At 64.9% G+C, this 13,843-nt stretch carries 16 protein-coding genes; 12 read left to right on the plus strand and 4 right to left on the minus strand.

The features are described from left to right. The first annotated feature begins 18 nt into the window (after nucleotides 1-18). The 3 genes from folE to QMG84_RS03355 all read left to right on the plus strand — a co-directional run bounded on the left by folE (nucleotide 19) and on the right by QMG84_RS03355 (nucleotide 1,548). A complete protein-coding gene (gene folE, locus QMG84_RS03345) occupies nucleotides 19-591 on the plus strand; it encodes a GTP cyclohydrolase I FolE (RefSeq protein WP_202073969.1) in 573 nt (190 codons plus the stop codon). Nucleotides 592-691: 100 nt separating this feature from the next. Then, nucleotides 692-1,003: a hypothetical protein gene (locus QMG84_RS03350; protein WP_202073968.1), complete on the plus strand. Its 312-nt coding sequence runs from the start codon at nucleotides 692-694 to the stop codon at nucleotides 1,001-1,003. A 44-nt stretch (nucleotides 1,004-1,047) separates the two neighbouring features. Beyond that, the gene (locus tag QMG84_RS03355) at nucleotides 1,048-1,548 is read left to right on the plus strand and encodes a hypothetical protein (RefSeq protein ID WP_202073967.1); all 501 of its coding nucleotides are present in this window, start codon (nucleotides 1,048-1,050) and stop codon (nucleotides 1,546-1,548) included. A 65-nt stretch (nucleotides 1,549-1,613) separates the two neighbouring features. Here the strand turns inward: QMG84_RS03355 and ubiB are convergent, their stop codons facing one another. Beyond that, complete coding sequence (ubiB, locus tag QMG84_RS03360) at nucleotides 1,614-3,176, minus strand: 2-polyprenylphenol 6-hydroxylase (RefSeq protein ID WP_281930445.1); 1,563 nt, start codon at nucleotides 3,174-3,176, stop codon at nucleotides 1,614-1,616. Nucleotides 3,177-3,184: 8 nt separating this feature from the next. Continuing rightward, entirely contained in the window at nucleotides 3,185-3,955 is a 771-nt protein-coding gene (gene ubiE, locus QMG84_RS03365; RefSeq protein ID WP_281930446.1) for a bifunctional demethylmenaquinone methyltransferase/2-methoxy-6-polyprenyl-1,4-benzoquinol methylase UbiE, read from the minus strand. A gap of 248 nt (nucleotides 3,956-4,203) precedes the next feature. Here ubiE and QMG84_RS03370 point away from each other — a divergent pair, with 248 nt between their 5' ends. From QMG84_RS03370 to QMG84_RS03405, 8 genes are all read left to right on the plus strand, one after another. Beyond that, complete coding sequence (locus QMG84_RS03370) at nucleotides 4,204-4,914, plus strand: L,D-transpeptidase (protein WP_281930447.1); 711 nt, start codon at nucleotides 4,204-4,206, stop codon at nucleotides 4,912-4,914. A gap of 71 nt (nucleotides 4,915-4,985) precedes the next feature. Beyond that, complete coding sequence (gene mutM / locus QMG84_RS03375) at nucleotides 4,986-5,855, plus strand: bifunctional DNA-formamidopyrimidine glycosylase/DNA-(apurinic or apyrimidinic site) lyase (RefSeq protein WP_281930448.1); 870 nt, start codon at nucleotides 4,986-4,988, stop codon at nucleotides 5,853-5,855. 193 nt (nucleotides 5,856-6,048) lie between these two features. Continuing rightward, nucleotides 6,049-6,801, plus strand: coding sequence for an ABC transporter ATP-binding protein (locus QMG84_RS03380; protein ID WP_281930449.1), 753 nt, complete (start codon nucleotides 6,049-6,051; stop codon nucleotides 6,799-6,801). Next, on the plus strand, nucleotides 6,801-7,619 hold the full coding sequence (locus QMG84_RS03385; protein WP_281930452.1) for an ABC transporter permease: 819 nt from the start codon (nucleotides 6,801-6,803) through the stop codon (nucleotides 7,617-7,619). Before QMG84_RS03380 ends, QMG84_RS03385 begins: the two co-directional genes overlap by 1 nt. 126 nt (nucleotides 7,620-7,745) lie before the next feature. Next, a complete protein-coding gene (locus tag QMG84_RS03390; protein ID WP_281930453.1) occupies nucleotides 7,746-8,474 on the plus strand; it encodes a TlyA family RNA methyltransferase in 729 nt (242 codons plus the stop codon). Continuing rightward, entirely contained in the window at nucleotides 8,471-9,733 is a 1,263-nt protein-coding gene (locus QMG84_RS03395) for a class I SAM-dependent RNA methyltransferase (protein ID WP_281930455.1), read from the plus strand. Before QMG84_RS03390 ends, QMG84_RS03395 begins: the two co-directional genes overlap by 4 nt. Nucleotides 9,734-9,916: 183 nt before the next feature. Next, the gene (locus tag QMG84_RS03400) at nucleotides 9,917-10,045 is read left to right on the plus strand and encodes a hypothetical protein (protein ID WP_255537318.1); all 129 of its coding nucleotides are present in this window, start codon (nucleotides 9,917-9,919) and stop codon (nucleotides 10,043-10,045) included. A gap of 102 nt (nucleotides 10,046-10,147) precedes the next feature. Beyond that, nucleotides 10,148-11,500 (plus strand): FAD-binding oxidoreductase, encoded by a 1,353-nt coding sequence (locus QMG84_RS03405; protein WP_281931893.1) that lies wholly within the window; start codon nucleotides 10,148-10,150, stop codon nucleotides 11,498-11,500. 168 nt (nucleotides 11,501-11,668) lie between these two features. Here the strand turns inward: QMG84_RS03405 and QMG84_RS03410 are convergent, their stop codons facing one another. Then, nucleotides 11,669-12,373, minus strand: a complete 705-nt coding sequence (locus tag QMG84_RS03410) for an SOS response-associated peptidase (RefSeq protein WP_281930457.1) — start codon at nucleotides 12,371-12,373, stop codon at nucleotides 11,669-11,671. Between the two features lie 127 nt (nucleotides 12,374-12,500). Between QMG84_RS03410 and QMG84_RS03415 the strand changes: the two genes are divergently transcribed. Beyond that, nucleotides 12,501-12,986, plus strand: a complete 486-nt coding sequence (locus tag QMG84_RS03415; protein WP_202073958.1) for a hypothetical protein — start codon at nucleotides 12,501-12,503, stop codon at nucleotides 12,984-12,986. 6 nt (nucleotides 12,987-12,992) lie between these two features. Here QMG84_RS03415 and QMG84_RS03420 read toward each other — a convergent pair whose 3' ends face one another. After that, complete coding sequence (locus QMG84_RS03420) at nucleotides 12,993-13,739, minus strand: enoyl-CoA hydratase-related protein (protein ID WP_281930459.1); 747 nt, start codon at nucleotides 13,737-13,739, stop codon at nucleotides 12,993-12,995. Between the last annotated feature and the right edge of the window lie 104 nt (nucleotides 13,740-13,843).

Here is a 13,843-nt window from a genome sequence, read left to right on the forward strand (position 1 = left end):
GTCCGGAGAGTTGAACCAATGGCCAAGCCGACCCAGGCGGATGCAGAAGCGGCCGTGCGCGTTCTCATCGAATGGGCGGGCGACGATCCCGATCGCGAGGGGCTGATCGAGACGCCGGCGCGGGTCGCGCGCTCCTACAAGGAGCTGTTCTCCGGCTATGACATCGACCCGCGCGACTATCTGCAGCGCACCTTCGAGGAGGTCGGCGGCTACGACGAGCTCGTGGTTCTCAAAAATATACGCGTCGTGAGCTTCTGCGAGCATCATATGCTGCCGGTTCTGGGCCGGGCGCATGTCGGCTATCTGCCAACGAACCGCGTAGTCGGCATTTCGAAGCTCGCGCGCGTCGTGCACGGCTTCGCGCGCCGCCTGCAGATTCAGGAAAAGCTCACGGCCGAGATCGCATCCGCCATCCAGGACATTCTCAAACCCGCAGGCGTCGGCGTCGTGATCGAGGCCGAACATAATTGCATGACGCTGCGCGGCGTGAACACGCCGGGCTCTCAGCTCACGACGAGCAAGCTGCTCGGCGTCATTCGCGACGATCCGCGGACGCGCGAGGAGTTTTTGGCGCTGGTTCGGGGCGCCTGAAGCCGCTGCGGTCAAAGGCGCTCCCGCGCCTGCCGCTGTCCGGAACATCTCTCGCGGGCTCGCGTTATCTCGCCACTTGCTCGAACCGTCGGAGGCGGCAATGGCCGAGGAACGCAATGTGCAACAGCGCCAACACAATGGGCACGGCGAAATGACAGGCGCAATCGCCGAACAGGCGTCGACCGCCGCCGAGCAGATGGGGCGCGCCGTTCAGCAGGGCATGGGCCGAGCCAATGCGGCGCTCAACGCCGTCACCGAGCGCAGCGGACAGGCGGCGCAGCGCACGGGCGAGGTGCTCGGCAATTTCCGCTCGGCGATCGAGACGTCTGCGCGTTCGCAGCCGACGACAACTGTGATGCTCGCCGCCTTCGCCGGCTTCATCTTCGGCGCCTTCTGGAGATTGGGCAAATAAGCCGGCCCGGCGCGTAATCTTTCATCCAATCGCGGTGACGTGTCATGTTCGAGCCGATGATAAAACGGGCCGAGAACGCCGTCGGCGCCACGATCACGCGCCTCTCCGGAAATGCGATGGCGGCGGTTCCGCTGCTCATCGCTTTCGGCTTCGCCCTGGCGGCCGTCGCCTATTGGGCGAATGAGGCGCTTGGGCCGCTTTTCGGCAATCTTGCAATTGCTGGCGCGTTTTTGGTGATCGCCCTCGTCGTCTACGGTTACGCGCGGCGGCGGGAGGCGGTTCAGCAGGCGCGCGCGAGCGCGGAGCTCGCGGCGCTCACCGAAGCCTCGCCGATCACCGCAATCCAGCGCGCCCTGCAGTCGTCCAATGTCTCGCAGGCGCTCTATGATATGGCGCGAAACGTGGCGCCGACTGCGGCCAAGACGGCGGCCGTCTCGGCTTTGCGCGCGGCGCCACGAAACCTGCCGCTGCTTGTCGGCGCCGGTCTCGGGCTGATGGTGGCGTCGCGGCTCGTCGACGCCTGGACCAACGGACGGCGGCATTAGGCGCAATGGACCGCGAGCCTTCAGGCTCGCTTGAAAAAATGCGAGCCTGAAGGCTCGCGGTCCATCTAGCCAAACAGCCACGCAGCCAGCAGCGTCAGCGCGGTAAGACCAAGCAGCAGCCGGTTGCTCGCGTGCCTGCGGGTCTCCGCCATCGCTTCTATCGAATGCGGCGAGAGGTCGACGCCCTGGTCGGCCATGCGCGAAATGCGCTCGATCGCCATCTCGGCGTCGGCGAGCGTCTTCGGCAGATGGGTCGCGAGACGCGCCAGTTCCGCGATGCTCTTGCCGGCGTCTTCGATCTTCGCTTTCGGCCCGAGATTTTCCTCGATCCAGCCGCGCACGACCGGGTCGCAGGTCTTCCATATGTCGAGCTTGGGATCGAGCGTGCGCGCGACGCCTTCCGCGACAACCATGGTCTTTTGCAAGAGCACCAGCTCGGTTCGCGTGCGCATGTCGAAGAGCGCCGTGACCTCGAAGAGCAGGGTCAAGAGCCGCGCCATGGAAATATCCGAGGCGTTGACTGTGTGCAGCGGCTCGCCGATGGCGCGCAGCGCCTGCGAGAACTCCTCGATCGAATGTTTCGCCGGTACATAGCCAGCTTCGAAATGAACCTCGGCGACGCGGCGATAGTCGCGCGTGATGAAGCCGTAGAGAATTTCCGCGAGGAAGCGCCGCTCCTTCTCGCCGAGCCGGCCCATGATGCCGAAATCGATGGCGACGAGGCGGCCCTGCTTGTCGACGAAGAGATTGCCCTGATGCATGTCGGCGTGGAAGAAGCCGTCGCGCATGGCGTGGCGCAGGAAGGACTGCAGCACATGGGCGCCGAGCGCCTTGAGGTCGTGGCCTTCGGCGGCGACGCGCTCGAGATCGGAGAGCGGCGCGCCGTCGATCCATTCCAGCGTCAGCACTTCGCGCGCCGTGCGATCCCAATCGACATGCGGCACTTTGATGTCGGGATCATTCGCGACATTTTCGGCGAATTCGGAAGCGGCGGCGGCCTCCAGCCGGAAGTCCGTTTCCAGCTTCACCGTGCGCGCGAGCGTATCGACGACTTCGATCATGCGCAGCCGGCGGCCTTCCGACGACCAGCGTTCGGCGACGCGCGCGACCATATACATGTCGCGCAGGTCGCGGGCGAACTGGCCCTCGACGCCCGGACGCAGCACTTTGACGGCGACCTTGCGCGGCTTTCCGTCGTAGAGCGCGGTGGCCATATGCACCTGCGCGACGGAAGCCGCGGCGACCGGCTCGCCGAAGCTCAGAAAAATTTCATCGACCTTCCTGCCGAGCGATCTTTCGACGATGTCGATCGCCTTCGCGCGGCCGAAGGGCGCCATGCGATCCTGCAGCGCCGTGAGCGCGTCGGCGATCTCCCCGCCGACGACATCCGGGCGGGTCGCGAGGAATTGGCCGAGCTTCACATAGGACGGGCCGATCTGGGAGAGCGCGCGCACCAGCGCGGCGCCGGCGTTCTCGCCCTTGCCCACGGCGAAGAGATTGGCGATGCGCACGAGCGGCGCGGCGGCGGGCGGCAGAAGATTGGGGTCGAGCGACGTGAAGACCCCTTCGCGCGCCAGAATATAGCCGGCGCGCGCCAGTCGCAGGAAGTTGCCTGTTTGAAGGAGCATCCGCCGCCTTAATACTTCCAGCCGGAATGGATCGCGACCACGCCGCCGGTCAGCCGCTCATAGCCCGTGCGCCGGAAACCCGCCTTGCGGATCATGCGCTCGAACTCGTCGGCGGCGGGGAACTGGCGGATCGACTCCACGAGGTAACGATAGGGTTCGCTCTCGCCGGCGACGAGCTTGCCCACCATAGGGATGACGTTGAACGAATAGGCCTCGTAGATCTTGTCGAGCCCCGGCACGTTCACCTGCGAGAATTCCAGGCACAGGAAGCGGCCGCCGGGCTTGAGCACGCGATAGGCCTCTTCCAGCGCGACCTGGATGCGCGGCACGTTGCGGATGCCGAAGGCGATCGTATAGGCGTCGAAATGCGCGTCCGGGAAGGGGAGGGATTCGGCGTTGGCCTGGACAAATTCGAGGTTTGCGTCGATGCCCTTCTCGCGGGCGCGGTCGCGGCCGACTTCCAGCATGTCGCCATTGATGTCGAGCACGGTGATCTCGGCGTCGGGGGCCGCCTGGCGGGCGATGCGGAAGGCGATGTCGCCGGTGCCGCCGGCGACGTCCAGATGCTTGAAGCCCTTGCGGCTGCGCGCGTTGATCTTGCCGGCGAAGGTATCCTTCCAGAGCCGGTGCAGGCCGCCGGACATCAGATCGTTCATCACGTCGTAGCGGCGGGCGACCTTATGAAAGACGTCGTCCACGAGGCCCTGCTTCTCGGACAGCGGCACCTCGGAATAGCCGAAATGGGTCGAACCGTCTCGGTCGGAATGGAAATCGGTCATTTAACGCTCGCCTGACATTGGAAGATCGGGGGTGGGTATAGCCGCTCGCGGGCGGGATGGCTATGGGCGGCGGCTGGACCGGACCGCGCGCCTTCCGGCGCGCATCTTCTGGAAGCGAGCCTGAAGGCTCGCGGTCCTCCCCTCGCGGTCCCTCTCCCGCTGCAACCCATTTTATTTACCAGCTTCGTTTATGGTGAATCGCGATCGGGCCCTCGGTAACCAAGCGCCCGCGCGTCGAGGCTGTCGTAATGCGTCCCATGTTCTCCCGGCGTATTTTTTCTTTCTCGATTCTGTCGCTCGGCGCCTCCGGCCTTGCCGGCTGCTTTGCGCCGCGCCCCTTTGCCGAGGGCGGCGCCTCCGCCCCCGGCCGGGAGCTGACCCGCACCCTCTCGCGGCCCAATTACGCCGCAACCTATGGGCCGTACCCCGGCGAGCGCTTCGCGGTGCCGGCCGTGAACTACCAGAACATCGACCCGCGATTCCTGCGCCAGACGGTCGACTATCCCTGGGAGGAGCCGGTCGGCTCGGTCGTCGTCGATCCCGGCGCCTATCACCTCTATTTCGTCGAGGCGCCCGGCCGCGCCACCCGCTATGGCGTCGGCGTCGGCCGCGAGGGCTTCGGCTGGTCCGGCCCGGCGCGGATCAATATGAAGCGGGATTGGCCGGATTGGGTGCCGCCGCGCGAGATGATCGCGCGCGACCCCGAGATCAGGGCGCGTCTGGAGCCCACGTCGCGCGGCCTCGGCGTGCGCGGCGGGCCGCTCAGCCCCTTAGGCGCGCGCGCCATGTATCTCTTCGGCGAGGGGCGCGATCTCGGTTATCGCATCCACGGCACGCTGGAGCCGGAGACGGTCGGCTCGAATGTCTCGTCCGGCTGCGTCCGTATGATCAACCAGGACATCGTGCATCTTTATACGCGCGCGGCGATCGGAACGCCGGTGACGGTGCTGCCGACTTAGGCTGGCGGCCATGGCGGGCAATTTGCTATTGCGTTTCCAAGGGCGCCGCCCGAAGCGCGATTGTAGATAGAATGCCCGAACTGCCCGAAGTCGAAACTGTCCGGCGCGGACTTTCGCCCGCGCTCGCCGGCGCGCGCATTTCGCGCGTCGAGCAGCGGCGCAAGGATTTGCGCTTTCCTTTTCCGCCCGATTTCGCCGCGCGCCTCACGGGCAGGCGCATTCTCGCTCTTCGGCGCCGCGCGAAATATCTCCTTGCCGATCTCGAAGGGGCCGAGACGCTCGTCATGCATCTCGGGATGAGCGGCTCTTTCCGCGTCGACGGGGATATTCCGGGGTTCTTCCACCATCCGCGCGACAAGAGCGCCGCGCATGATCACGTCGTCTTCCACATGGAGGCTGGCGCGCGCGTGACCTACAACGATCCGCGCCGTTTCGGCTTCATGCTGCTCGTTCCGACGCCCGAGCTCGACTCCCATAAGCTCTTCAAGGGCCTGGGCGTCGAGCCGCTGGGCGAGGCGCTCGACGCGGCCTTTCTGGCGCGCGCTTTCCGGGGCCGCGCGGCGCCGGCCAAAGCCTTGCTGCTGGATCAGCGGCTCATCGCCGGGCTCGGCAATATTTACGTTTGCGAAGCGTTGCATGGGGCAGGGATTTCGCCCTTGCGCGAGGGGGGCAAGCTGGTGACGGCCGCCGGCAAGCCCACGGCCGCGCTCGCGCGCCTGCCGCAGACCATCAAAAGCGTGCTCGAAGCGGCGCTGGCGGCGGGCGGCTCGTCACTGCGCGACCATCGGCAGGCGGATGGGTCGCTCGGCTATTTCCAGCATTCCTTCCGGGTCTACGACCGCGAAGGCGCCGCCTGTCCGACGCAGGGTTGCAAGGGGACGATCGCTCGGGCCGTGCAGTCGGGGCGGTCGAGCTTCTACTGCCCTGTCTGCCAGAAGTGATGGCGACGGCCCCGAGCAACGCAGCGGCCGGCGCCGTAGTCTAACCCCGTCATTGCGAGCGAAGCGAAGCGATCCAGAGCCGCAATGGCTGCCCTGGGTTGCTTCGTCGCTACGCTCCTCGCAATGACGCCGGCCTCCAAGCGGCGCCCCGGCGGCCTTGCCCGGGCCGCGCTGGCGGGCCATAACCTCTCCCATGTCCCCCTCATCGCTCGAGCCGGCGCTTTCGGTTCACGGCCTCTGCAAGACCTACGGCGAGCGTAGCGTCGTCGGGCCGCTCGAATTTTCGCTGCCGCCGGGCTCGGTCACGGCGCTCCTTGGCGGCAATGGCGCCGGCAAGACGACGACGATCGGCATGGTCATGGGGCTGATCGAGCCCACGGCCGGCGTGATCCGTATCTTCGGCCATGATCTGCTGCGCGAGCGCTACCAAGTGCTCGGCCGCATGAATTTCGAGAGCCCTTACGTCGATCTGCCGCATCGTCTCACCGTGCGGCAGAATTTGCGCGTCTTCGGCCTGCTTTATGACGTGGCCGATGTCGACGCCAAGATCGAGGAGCTTGCCGAGGCCCTGGCGCTCCGCGAATTCCTCGACCGCCAGACGGGGCGCCTCTCGGCCGGCCAGAAGACCCGCGTCGCCATCGCCAAGGCGCTGATCAACGATCCGCAATTGCTGCTGCTCGACGAGCCCACCGCTTCGCTCGATCCCGACACGGCCGATTGGGTGCGCGCGCGGCTCGAGGCGCATCGCGCCACGCATAATTGCGCGATCCTCCTCGCCTCGCACAATATGAGCGAGGTCGAGCGGCTCTGCGATCGCGTGCTGATGCTGAAGGAGGGCGTCATCTTCGATGACGGCTCTCCCGCAGATCTTTTGGCGCGCTATGGACGCGACAATCTCGAAGACGTGTTTCTCGACGTTGCGCGCGGGCGCGCAGGAGCGGCGTGATGCGCGACGCTTTCTCGATCAAGCGCGTCGGCGCCATGCTCCTGCGCTACAGCTATCTGCTGCGGGCTTCCTATACGCGCATTCTCGACATCATCTATTGGCCGCTGGTGCAGATGCTCACCTGGGGCTTTCTGCAAACCTATCTCGTGAAGGCGGGCGCGCTGCAGGCCCCGGGCGGAGCGGCGCAGGCGGCGGGCACGCTCATCGGCGCGATCCTGCTGTGGGACATTCTGCTGCGCGGCCAGCAGGGCTTCTCCTTTTCCTTCATCGAGGAGATGTGGTCGCGCAATCTCCCCAATATTCTCATGAGCCCGCTGCGGCCGCCGGAATTCATCGTCTCGCTCATTCTCATGAGCATCCTGCGTCTCTTCGTCGGCGTCGTGCCGGTGACGCTGATGGCGATCCTGTTCTTCGGTTTCAACCTCTGGGCGCTCGGCGTCGCTTTCGGCGCGTTCTTCGTGGTGCTGATGTTCTTCGCCTGGAGCATCGGACTTTTGGTGTCGGGGATTTTGCTGCGATATGGATTGGGCGCGGAAAATCTCGTGTGGTCGCTGATGTTTTTCGTGCAGCCGCTTGGGGCGGTCTATTACCCGGTCTCGACCTTGCCCTTCTGGCTGCAGCCGATCTCATGGATGCTGCCGCCGACTTATGTCTTCGAGGGGCTGCGCGCCGTGCTGATCGAGCATGTCATTCGCTGGGATCTGTTGGCGCAGGGCTTTGCAATCGACGTCGCGATGTTCTCGCTTGCCGCCGTCGCCTTCGGCCGTTTTCTGAAAAGCGCGCGCCGCGCCGGCACGCTGTTGCAGACGGGAGAGTGAGCCACTTGCCGTCATTGCGAGGAGCGCAGCGACGAAGCAATCCAGGGCAGCTACGGGGGCTCTGGATTGCTTCGCTTTGCTCGCAATGACGGGCTCGGCTGCGGAGCAACAAACCGGATCACCATAATGGCAACGAAACGCGCCGATGCGGCGCTTCATGAATGGGGCTATTTCGAAAGCCGCGCCAAAGCGCGCGAGGCGATCGAAGCCGGGCTCGTAACCGTCGATGGGCGCGTCGTCGCCAAGCCTTCGGCGCCGATTGCGGAAGGCGCGACGATCAGCGCCGCCGCGCCTTACCCTTGGGTGTCGCGCGGCGGCGTGAAGCTCGCCCATGCGCTCGACGCCTTCGGCGTCGATCCGAAAGACCGCTATTGTCTCGACGTTGGCGCTTCGACAGGCGGCTTTACCGATGTGCTGCTGACGCGCGGCGCGCGGCATGTCGCGGCGATCGATGTCGGGCATGACCAACTGCATGAGAAGCTGCGCCGTTATGCGCGCGTTACCTCGATGGAAGGGCAGGACGCCCGAACATTGACGCTGTCGCAGCTTCACGAAGCGCCGTCCATGATCGTCATGGACGCCAGCTTCATTTCGCTATCAGCGCTGCTGCCCAATGTGCTCTCTCTTGCCGCAAGCCACTGCGATCTCGTCGCGCTCATCAAGCCGCAATTCGAGGCCGGCCGTGCGGCGGTGAAGAAAGGCGTGGTGCGCGACGAGAAGATTCACGCCGATGTCTGCGACAAGGCGAGGCGTGAGATCGAGACGCTCGGCTGGCGCGTCATCGGCGTCGTCGCTTCGCCCATCGAAGGCGGCGACGGCAATCGCGAATTCCTCATTCACGCGGCCAGACCATGAAAAAGCTTTACATCGAACGTCTCGGTCTTCGCGGCGAGGGCGTCGCCCTCGATGGCGACGCGCGCGTCTTCGTGCCTTATGCGCTGCCGGGCGAGACAGTAATCGCTGAGGTCGAGGGCGATCACGCGCGGCTCGTCGACATCGTCGAACCCTCGCCCGATCGCATTGCGCCTTTCTGTCCGCATTACGCCCATTGCGGCGGTTGCGCGGTTCAGGCATTGGCGCCCGCCGCCTATGCCGAATGGAAGCGCGGCCTTGTTGTGACGGCGCTGCGCAATGCGGGCCTCTCTTGCGAGGTTGCGCCGCTTGTCGATGCGCATGGCGCCGGGCGCCGGCGCGTCACCTTCCATGCGCGCATGGAGAGAGGCCATGCCCGCGTCGGCTTCATGGCGGCGCGTTCGCATGAGATCGTCGAGATCGAAAGCTGCCCGCTGCTCGTTCCCGAGCTTGCGGGCGCGCTGCCGGCGGCGCGGGCGATTGCGCAAATCCTCGCCGCGCGCGGCAAGCCGCTCGATCTCTCCTTCACTGCGACGCTCGACGGCATGGATGTCGATTTGCGTGGCGCCGGCCCGCTGGAGGAACATGAGACGAGCGCGCTCATCAAGGCGGCCGAGGCGCATGATCTCGCGCGGCTTTCCAACCACGGCGGGCTGGTGGCTTTGCGTCGTTCGCCCGTCGTGCAAATCGGCCCCGCGCGCGTTTCCATTCCGCCGGGATGCTTTCTTCAAGCGACGGAAGCTGGCGAGGAAGCAATCGCCGCGCGGGTGTTAGCAGCGGCCAAGGGCGGCAAACGCATCGCCGATCTCTTCTGCGGCGTCGGCGCCTTTGCGTTGCGTCTGGCGCAAAACGCGCGGGTCTCCGCCTTTGATTCCGCCGCTGAAGCGGTCGAGGCCATGTTCGCGAGCGCCCGCAACTCGGAGGGGCTCAAGCCGCTCGACGGCGCGGCGCGGGATCTCTTCGAGCGCCCGCTTTCCGTGCAGGAGCTCGCGCCCTTCGATGTCGTGGTTTTCGATCCGCCCCGCGCGGGCGCGCAGGCGCAGGCGCGCGAAATTGCCAAATCGGCGGTGAAAACGGTGGTCGCCGTCTCTTGCGGCGCCCAAAGTTTCGCGCGGGACGCCGCAATTTTGCTCAACGGCGGGTACTCACTGTCCCTCGTCACGCCCATTGATCAGTTCCGCCACGCCCCCCATGTCGAAATTGTCGCGGTTTTCTCGCGGCGGGACGGGCAAAAGCGGTTAAAACGGGCTCTTCTAGGGTGAAAGCCTTAATTTTTACGTAACATTCCTGTGACGAGAATGTCTCGAGGGACGGGAAAAACGACTCATCGGATAGGATCAGAAGCGGAGCCGGTTGCCGAGGAAAAGAATCAGGCATAGGATTTGCTGGTGTTCCTGGGTGTAGGCGGAAATCGAGTGATTTCCGGGAACTGGAAGGAGATAATCATGATGAATGCGCTGATCGCCGCAGCATTATGCAGTGTCGTCCTCGCGAGTGCGCCCGCTGCGGCGCGCGCTTACGTCTACGCCCGCAAGAAAGACGCCATGGCCCGCCGGCGTCGCAATTATTACTGAGGCCCGGCTCAACCCGAGGGCGCTTCTCTGTCTCAGAGTGATTCGTTCAATGCGCCCGATCTCTGCGATCGCCTAAAGGCGATCGTCGGAGCTTCCGCCGTGGTGACCGATGCGGCGGATATGGACGCCTATCTGTCCGAGCCGCGCGACCTTTTTCACGGCGACGCCCTTTGCGTCGTCAGACCAGAAGATGCTGGCGAAGTCGCCCGTGTCCTGGCGCTCTGCAATGAGCTCGGCGTGGGGATTGTTCCGCAAGGCGGCAATACGGGCCTTGTCGGCGGCCAGACGCCGGACATGAGCGGCCGGCAGATCGTCCTTTCCTTGCAAAGATTGGATCGCGTGCGCGAGGTCGATCCATCCTCCGACGCCATGACGCTCGAAGCGGGGGTGACGCTCGCGCGGGCGCAGGAGATCGCGCAATCCGTCGACCGTTATTTTCCCTTGTCGCTGGCGTCCGAGGGAAGCTGCACGATTGGCGGCAATCTTGCGACAAACGCCGGCGGCGTGCATGTGCTCGCCTATGGCGCGGCGCGGGACCTTGTGTTCGGGCTGGAGGTCGCGCTCGCCGACGGGCGGATTCTCTCGACGCTCGGCAAGCTGCGCAAGGATAACACCGGCTATAATCTCACCCAGCTTTTCGTGGGGTCCGAGGGCACGCTCGGCGTCATCACCGCCGCGACGCTGAAGCTCTTCCCGCGCCCGCGCTCGCGCGCCGTCGCGTTTCTTGGCCTCGACGATCCGGCCAAAGCGCTGGCGCTGCTCAACTTCATGAAGGGCCATGCCGGGCCGGGCCTGCATGCCTTCGAGCTGATTCCCCGCGTGGGGCTCGAGCTTGTCTTGCGGCATATTCCCGGCGCGCGCGATCCGCTTCTATCGCCGCATCCCTGGTATGCGCTTCTCGAAATTGCCGGCTTTGCCGAGGGAGAGGCCGAACGGACAGCGGCGCTGTCGCTTGCGCAGGCGCTTGAGGCGGGGCTCGCCCACGACGCCACCATCGCGCAGTCGCTCGATCAGGCCGAAAGCCTCTGGCGGCTGCGGGAGAGTCTCTCGGAAGCGCAAAAGCGCGAGGGCGGGTCGATCAAGCACGATGTCTCCGTGCCCATCGAGCGCATCCCTGCCTTCATCGCTGAAGCCGGTGCGCGAATCGCCGCCGCATTCCCGCAGGCGCGGCCCGTTCCCTTCGGCCATATGGGCGACGGCAATCTTCACTATAATGTCTCGCAGCCGGTCGGAGCCGACAAGGCGGCTTTTCTCGCGCGCTGGGACGAAATGAACGAGATCGTCCATGGGCTCGTGCATGACTATGGCGGGTCCATATCGGCCGAGCACGGAATCGGGCGATTGAAGCGCAATCTTCTCGCGCGCGTGAAAGACCCCGTCGCGCTCGACCTGATGCGCGCCTTGAAGAAGACGCTTGATCCAAGGGGCGTGCTCAATCCCGGCAAGCTGATCTGATACCTTTTCCGTTTGGATAGCGCGCATGGGGACGTGTCATTCCCGGCGGGCTGAAAGCCCGACCGGGAATCCAGAGCCACAAAAGCGCGGGTTTCGCTCTGGATTCCCGATCGCTCGCGTTGCGAGCGTCGGGAATGACAACGCACCAATCGAGCAGATCGCGTATGATCAGCCAAAAAGCGTGCGGCTGAGCGGCTCCTGCAAATGTGGCCCGTCTTCCGTCGCCTTATTGATCGCGGGGGCGATCTCGAAAAATTCGAGCGCGCTATCCGCCGCCGGCCTCAGCAGCGCAGCGGCCCTTTCGGCGCTGACGTCGTCGCAATCCAGCCAGGCGGCGAAGTCCTTCGGCTCGAGAACCGCGGGCATGCGCTCATGCACGGCGATTGTCGCCGCATTGGCCGCTGTGGTGAGAATACAGGCTGTGTCGATCTCGGAGCCATCCGCGCCGGCATAGGTCTCCCACAAGCCGGCCATGCCCATTGGCGCCCCGTCGGCGCGACGGAAGAGGTAGGGCTTGCGCACAATTTTTCGCCCCGCGCCGAGTTTCAGCCATTCATAATAAGCGTCGGCGGGGACAAGGCAGCGCCGCCGCTTCATGGCGGCGCGAAAACTGCCTTTTTCAAGAACCGTCTCGGATCTCGCGTTGAAAATTAACGGAAAATCACGGGGGTCTTTGACGAACCCCGGCAGGAAGCCCCAGCGCGCCAGCATGAAGCGCGGCGCCGGACGCCCATCCTGGCGCGCGCTCGCGACGATCGCGATCGGCTGGGTCGGCGCGATGTTGTAACGTGGCGGAAAATTAGGCGTTTCGGGATAGCCGAACAGCTTCCTGATCGCCTCGGGCGCGGAGGTGAGCGCATAGCGTCCGCACATCTTCCTTCTACTCACTTCTTCTGCCGCGGGACTGCGGAGAGGCCTTGGCCACAAATGGGCAGGACCGGGCAAGGAATTTTTATCATATTCAGTTCAAGCTCATAGCGAGTGCATTGGCGAGAACCAGATGAACTTGGACGTGCAACTTATCGAGCCGAGCGAAGCGCGCCCGAGGGCGGTCGAGCAGTTGCAGTCGAAGACGCTGGTCAACCCCATCTCCGGGCTCGCCAACGACTACCTCAACCTGTTCAACGAACTCGTCATGATTCTCGAGCAGATTCCGATCATGCCGGAATTATTCGAGGATCTCTGCGCCTGGCGTCCGGTCAGCTATCAGGAATATTTCCGCCGCTCGCCGCTTCCCGGCCGGCATTCGGCGCTGGCGGCCTATGAGGAGCTGAGCCCGAATTTTCGGCGACGTTTCGAGACCTTTGTGGCTGAGCTCGACGTCATCGCGCTGGCGAGCGTCGCCGCTGTCCGGCGGCAGCTCCGCGACGGAGGGCCGCAAGATATGGAGCGCCTCCAGACGACCTGCGCGCGCGGCGGCGAAAAGATGCGTGTCATCCTTCTGCGCGCCTCCCGCCTGGTCAATTACGCCAATATCGAAAGCTGAAGGACGCTATCTGCCGCGCGCAAAGAAGGCTGAGAGCCTCTCGCGCGTCGTGGGGGAGGCGAGCGCCTGCGCGAAAAGGGCGGCTTCTTCGTCGATTCGGGCCAAAATTTCCGCCGGATCGCCGCGCATCAGCCGCCGCGCCGCGAGGAGGGCTGCGGGCGGCTTTTGCGCAAGCTTCTTTGCCGCGGCCATCGCCATTTCGAGCACTGCGTCCGGTTCGGCCAAGGCGTTGACCAGGCCGAGCCGGAAGGCGTCCTCGCCTGAGAACGCCTCTCCAGCCAAGAGATATTGAGACGCTCGCGCCATGCCGAATCGCCGGGGAACCAGGAGGCTCGCCCCGGCCTCCGGCACGAGGCCGAGATCGATGAAAGGCATGCGAAGCCGCGCCTGCGGGGTCGCATAGACCAGGTCGCAATGGAAAAGCATGGTCGCGCCGACGCCGACGGCGTCGCCCGCAACGGCCGCCACCATCGGCTTTTCAAAAGCCGCGAGCGTTCGCACGAATGCAAGCGCCGGGAAATCTTCCGGTTTTTCCATAAAGTCGCGGAAGTCGCCGAGATCGTTTCCGGCGGTGAAGTCCGCCCCTATCCCAGAGAAAACGACCGCGCGGACGGCCGCGTCGCGGCGCGCCTCGTCGAGCGCTCCGATGAGCGCCAGGTAGCTTTCGCGGTCGAGCGCATTCTTTTTTTCCGGCCTGTTGAAGGCGAGCCAAAGGACGCCCTCGCTGCGCGCATTCAAAACCTTCTCGGACATTTCGGAACCCGTTTTGTCCAATTTCAGAGGGGCTTGTCAGAATTCGACCATCGGGCGCAGCCCCTCGTCGCTCGCGCCGGTGATCCGCCGCGACGGCCTCGCCG

This window comes from Methylocystis iwaonis (assembly GCF_027925385.1).
Taxonomy (GTDB): domain Bacteria; phylum Pseudomonadota; class Alphaproteobacteria; order Rhizobiales; family Beijerinckiaceae; genus Methylocystis; species Methylocystis iwaonis.

What these genes read in the sequence shown, in the direction of transcription:
- folE (WP_202073969.1), top strand. Translation starts at nt 19, where the DNA reads ATGGCCAAGCCGACCCAGGCGGATGCAGAAGCGGCCGTGCGCGTTCTC.
- QMG84_RS03350 (WP_202073968.1), top strand. Translation starts at nt 692, where the DNA reads ATGGCCGAGGAACGCAATGTGCAACAGCGCCAACACAATGGGCACGGC.
- QMG84_RS03355 (WP_202073967.1), top strand. Translation starts at nt 1,048, where the DNA reads ATGTTCGAGCCGATGATAAAACGGGCCGAGAACGCCGTCGGCGCCACG.
- ubiB (WP_281930445.1), bottom strand. Translation starts at nt 3,176, where the DNA reads ATGCTCCTTCAAACAGGCAACTTCCTGCGACTGGCGCGCGCCGGCTAT.
- ubiE (WP_281930446.1), bottom strand. Translation starts at nt 3,955, where the DNA reads ATGACCGATTTCCATTCCGACCGAGACGGTTCGACCCATTTCGGCTAT.
- QMG84_RS03370 (WP_281930447.1), top strand. Translation starts at nt 4,204, where the DNA reads ATGCGTCCCATGTTCTCCCGGCGTATTTTTTCTTTCTCGATTCTGTCG.
- mutM (WP_281930448.1), top strand. Translation starts at nt 4,986, where the DNA reads ATGCCCGAACTGCCCGAAGTCGAAACTGTCCGGCGCGGACTTTCGCCC.
- QMG84_RS03380 (WP_281930449.1), top strand. Translation starts at nt 6,049, where the DNA reads ATGTCCCCCTCATCGCTCGAGCCGGCGCTTTCGGTTCACGGCCTCTGC.
- QMG84_RS03385 (WP_281930452.1), top strand. Translation starts at nt 6,801, where the DNA reads ATGCGCGACGCTTTCTCGATCAAGCGCGTCGGCGCCATGCTCCTGCGC.
- QMG84_RS03390 (WP_281930453.1), top strand. Translation starts at nt 7,746, where the DNA reads ATGGCAACGAAACGCGCCGATGCGGCGCTTCATGAATGGGGCTATTTC.
- QMG84_RS03395 (WP_281930455.1), top strand. Translation starts at nt 8,471, where the DNA reads ATGAAAAAGCTTTACATCGAACGTCTCGGTCTTCGCGGCGAGGGCGTC.
- QMG84_RS03400 (WP_255537318.1), top strand. Translation starts at nt 9,917, where the DNA reads ATGATGAATGCGCTGATCGCCGCAGCATTATGCAGTGTCGTCCTCGCG.
- QMG84_RS03410 (WP_281930457.1), bottom strand. Translation starts at nt 12,373, where the DNA reads ATGTGCGGACGCTATGCGCTCACCTCCGCGCCCGAGGCGATCAGGAAG.
- QMG84_RS03415 (WP_202073958.1), top strand. Translation starts at nt 12,501, where the DNA reads ATGAACTTGGACGTGCAACTTATCGAGCCGAGCGAAGCGCGCCCGAGG.
- QMG84_RS03420 (WP_281930459.1), bottom strand. Translation starts at nt 13,739, where the DNA reads ATGTCCGAGAAGGTTTTGAATGCGCGCAGCGAGGGCGTCCTTTGGCTC.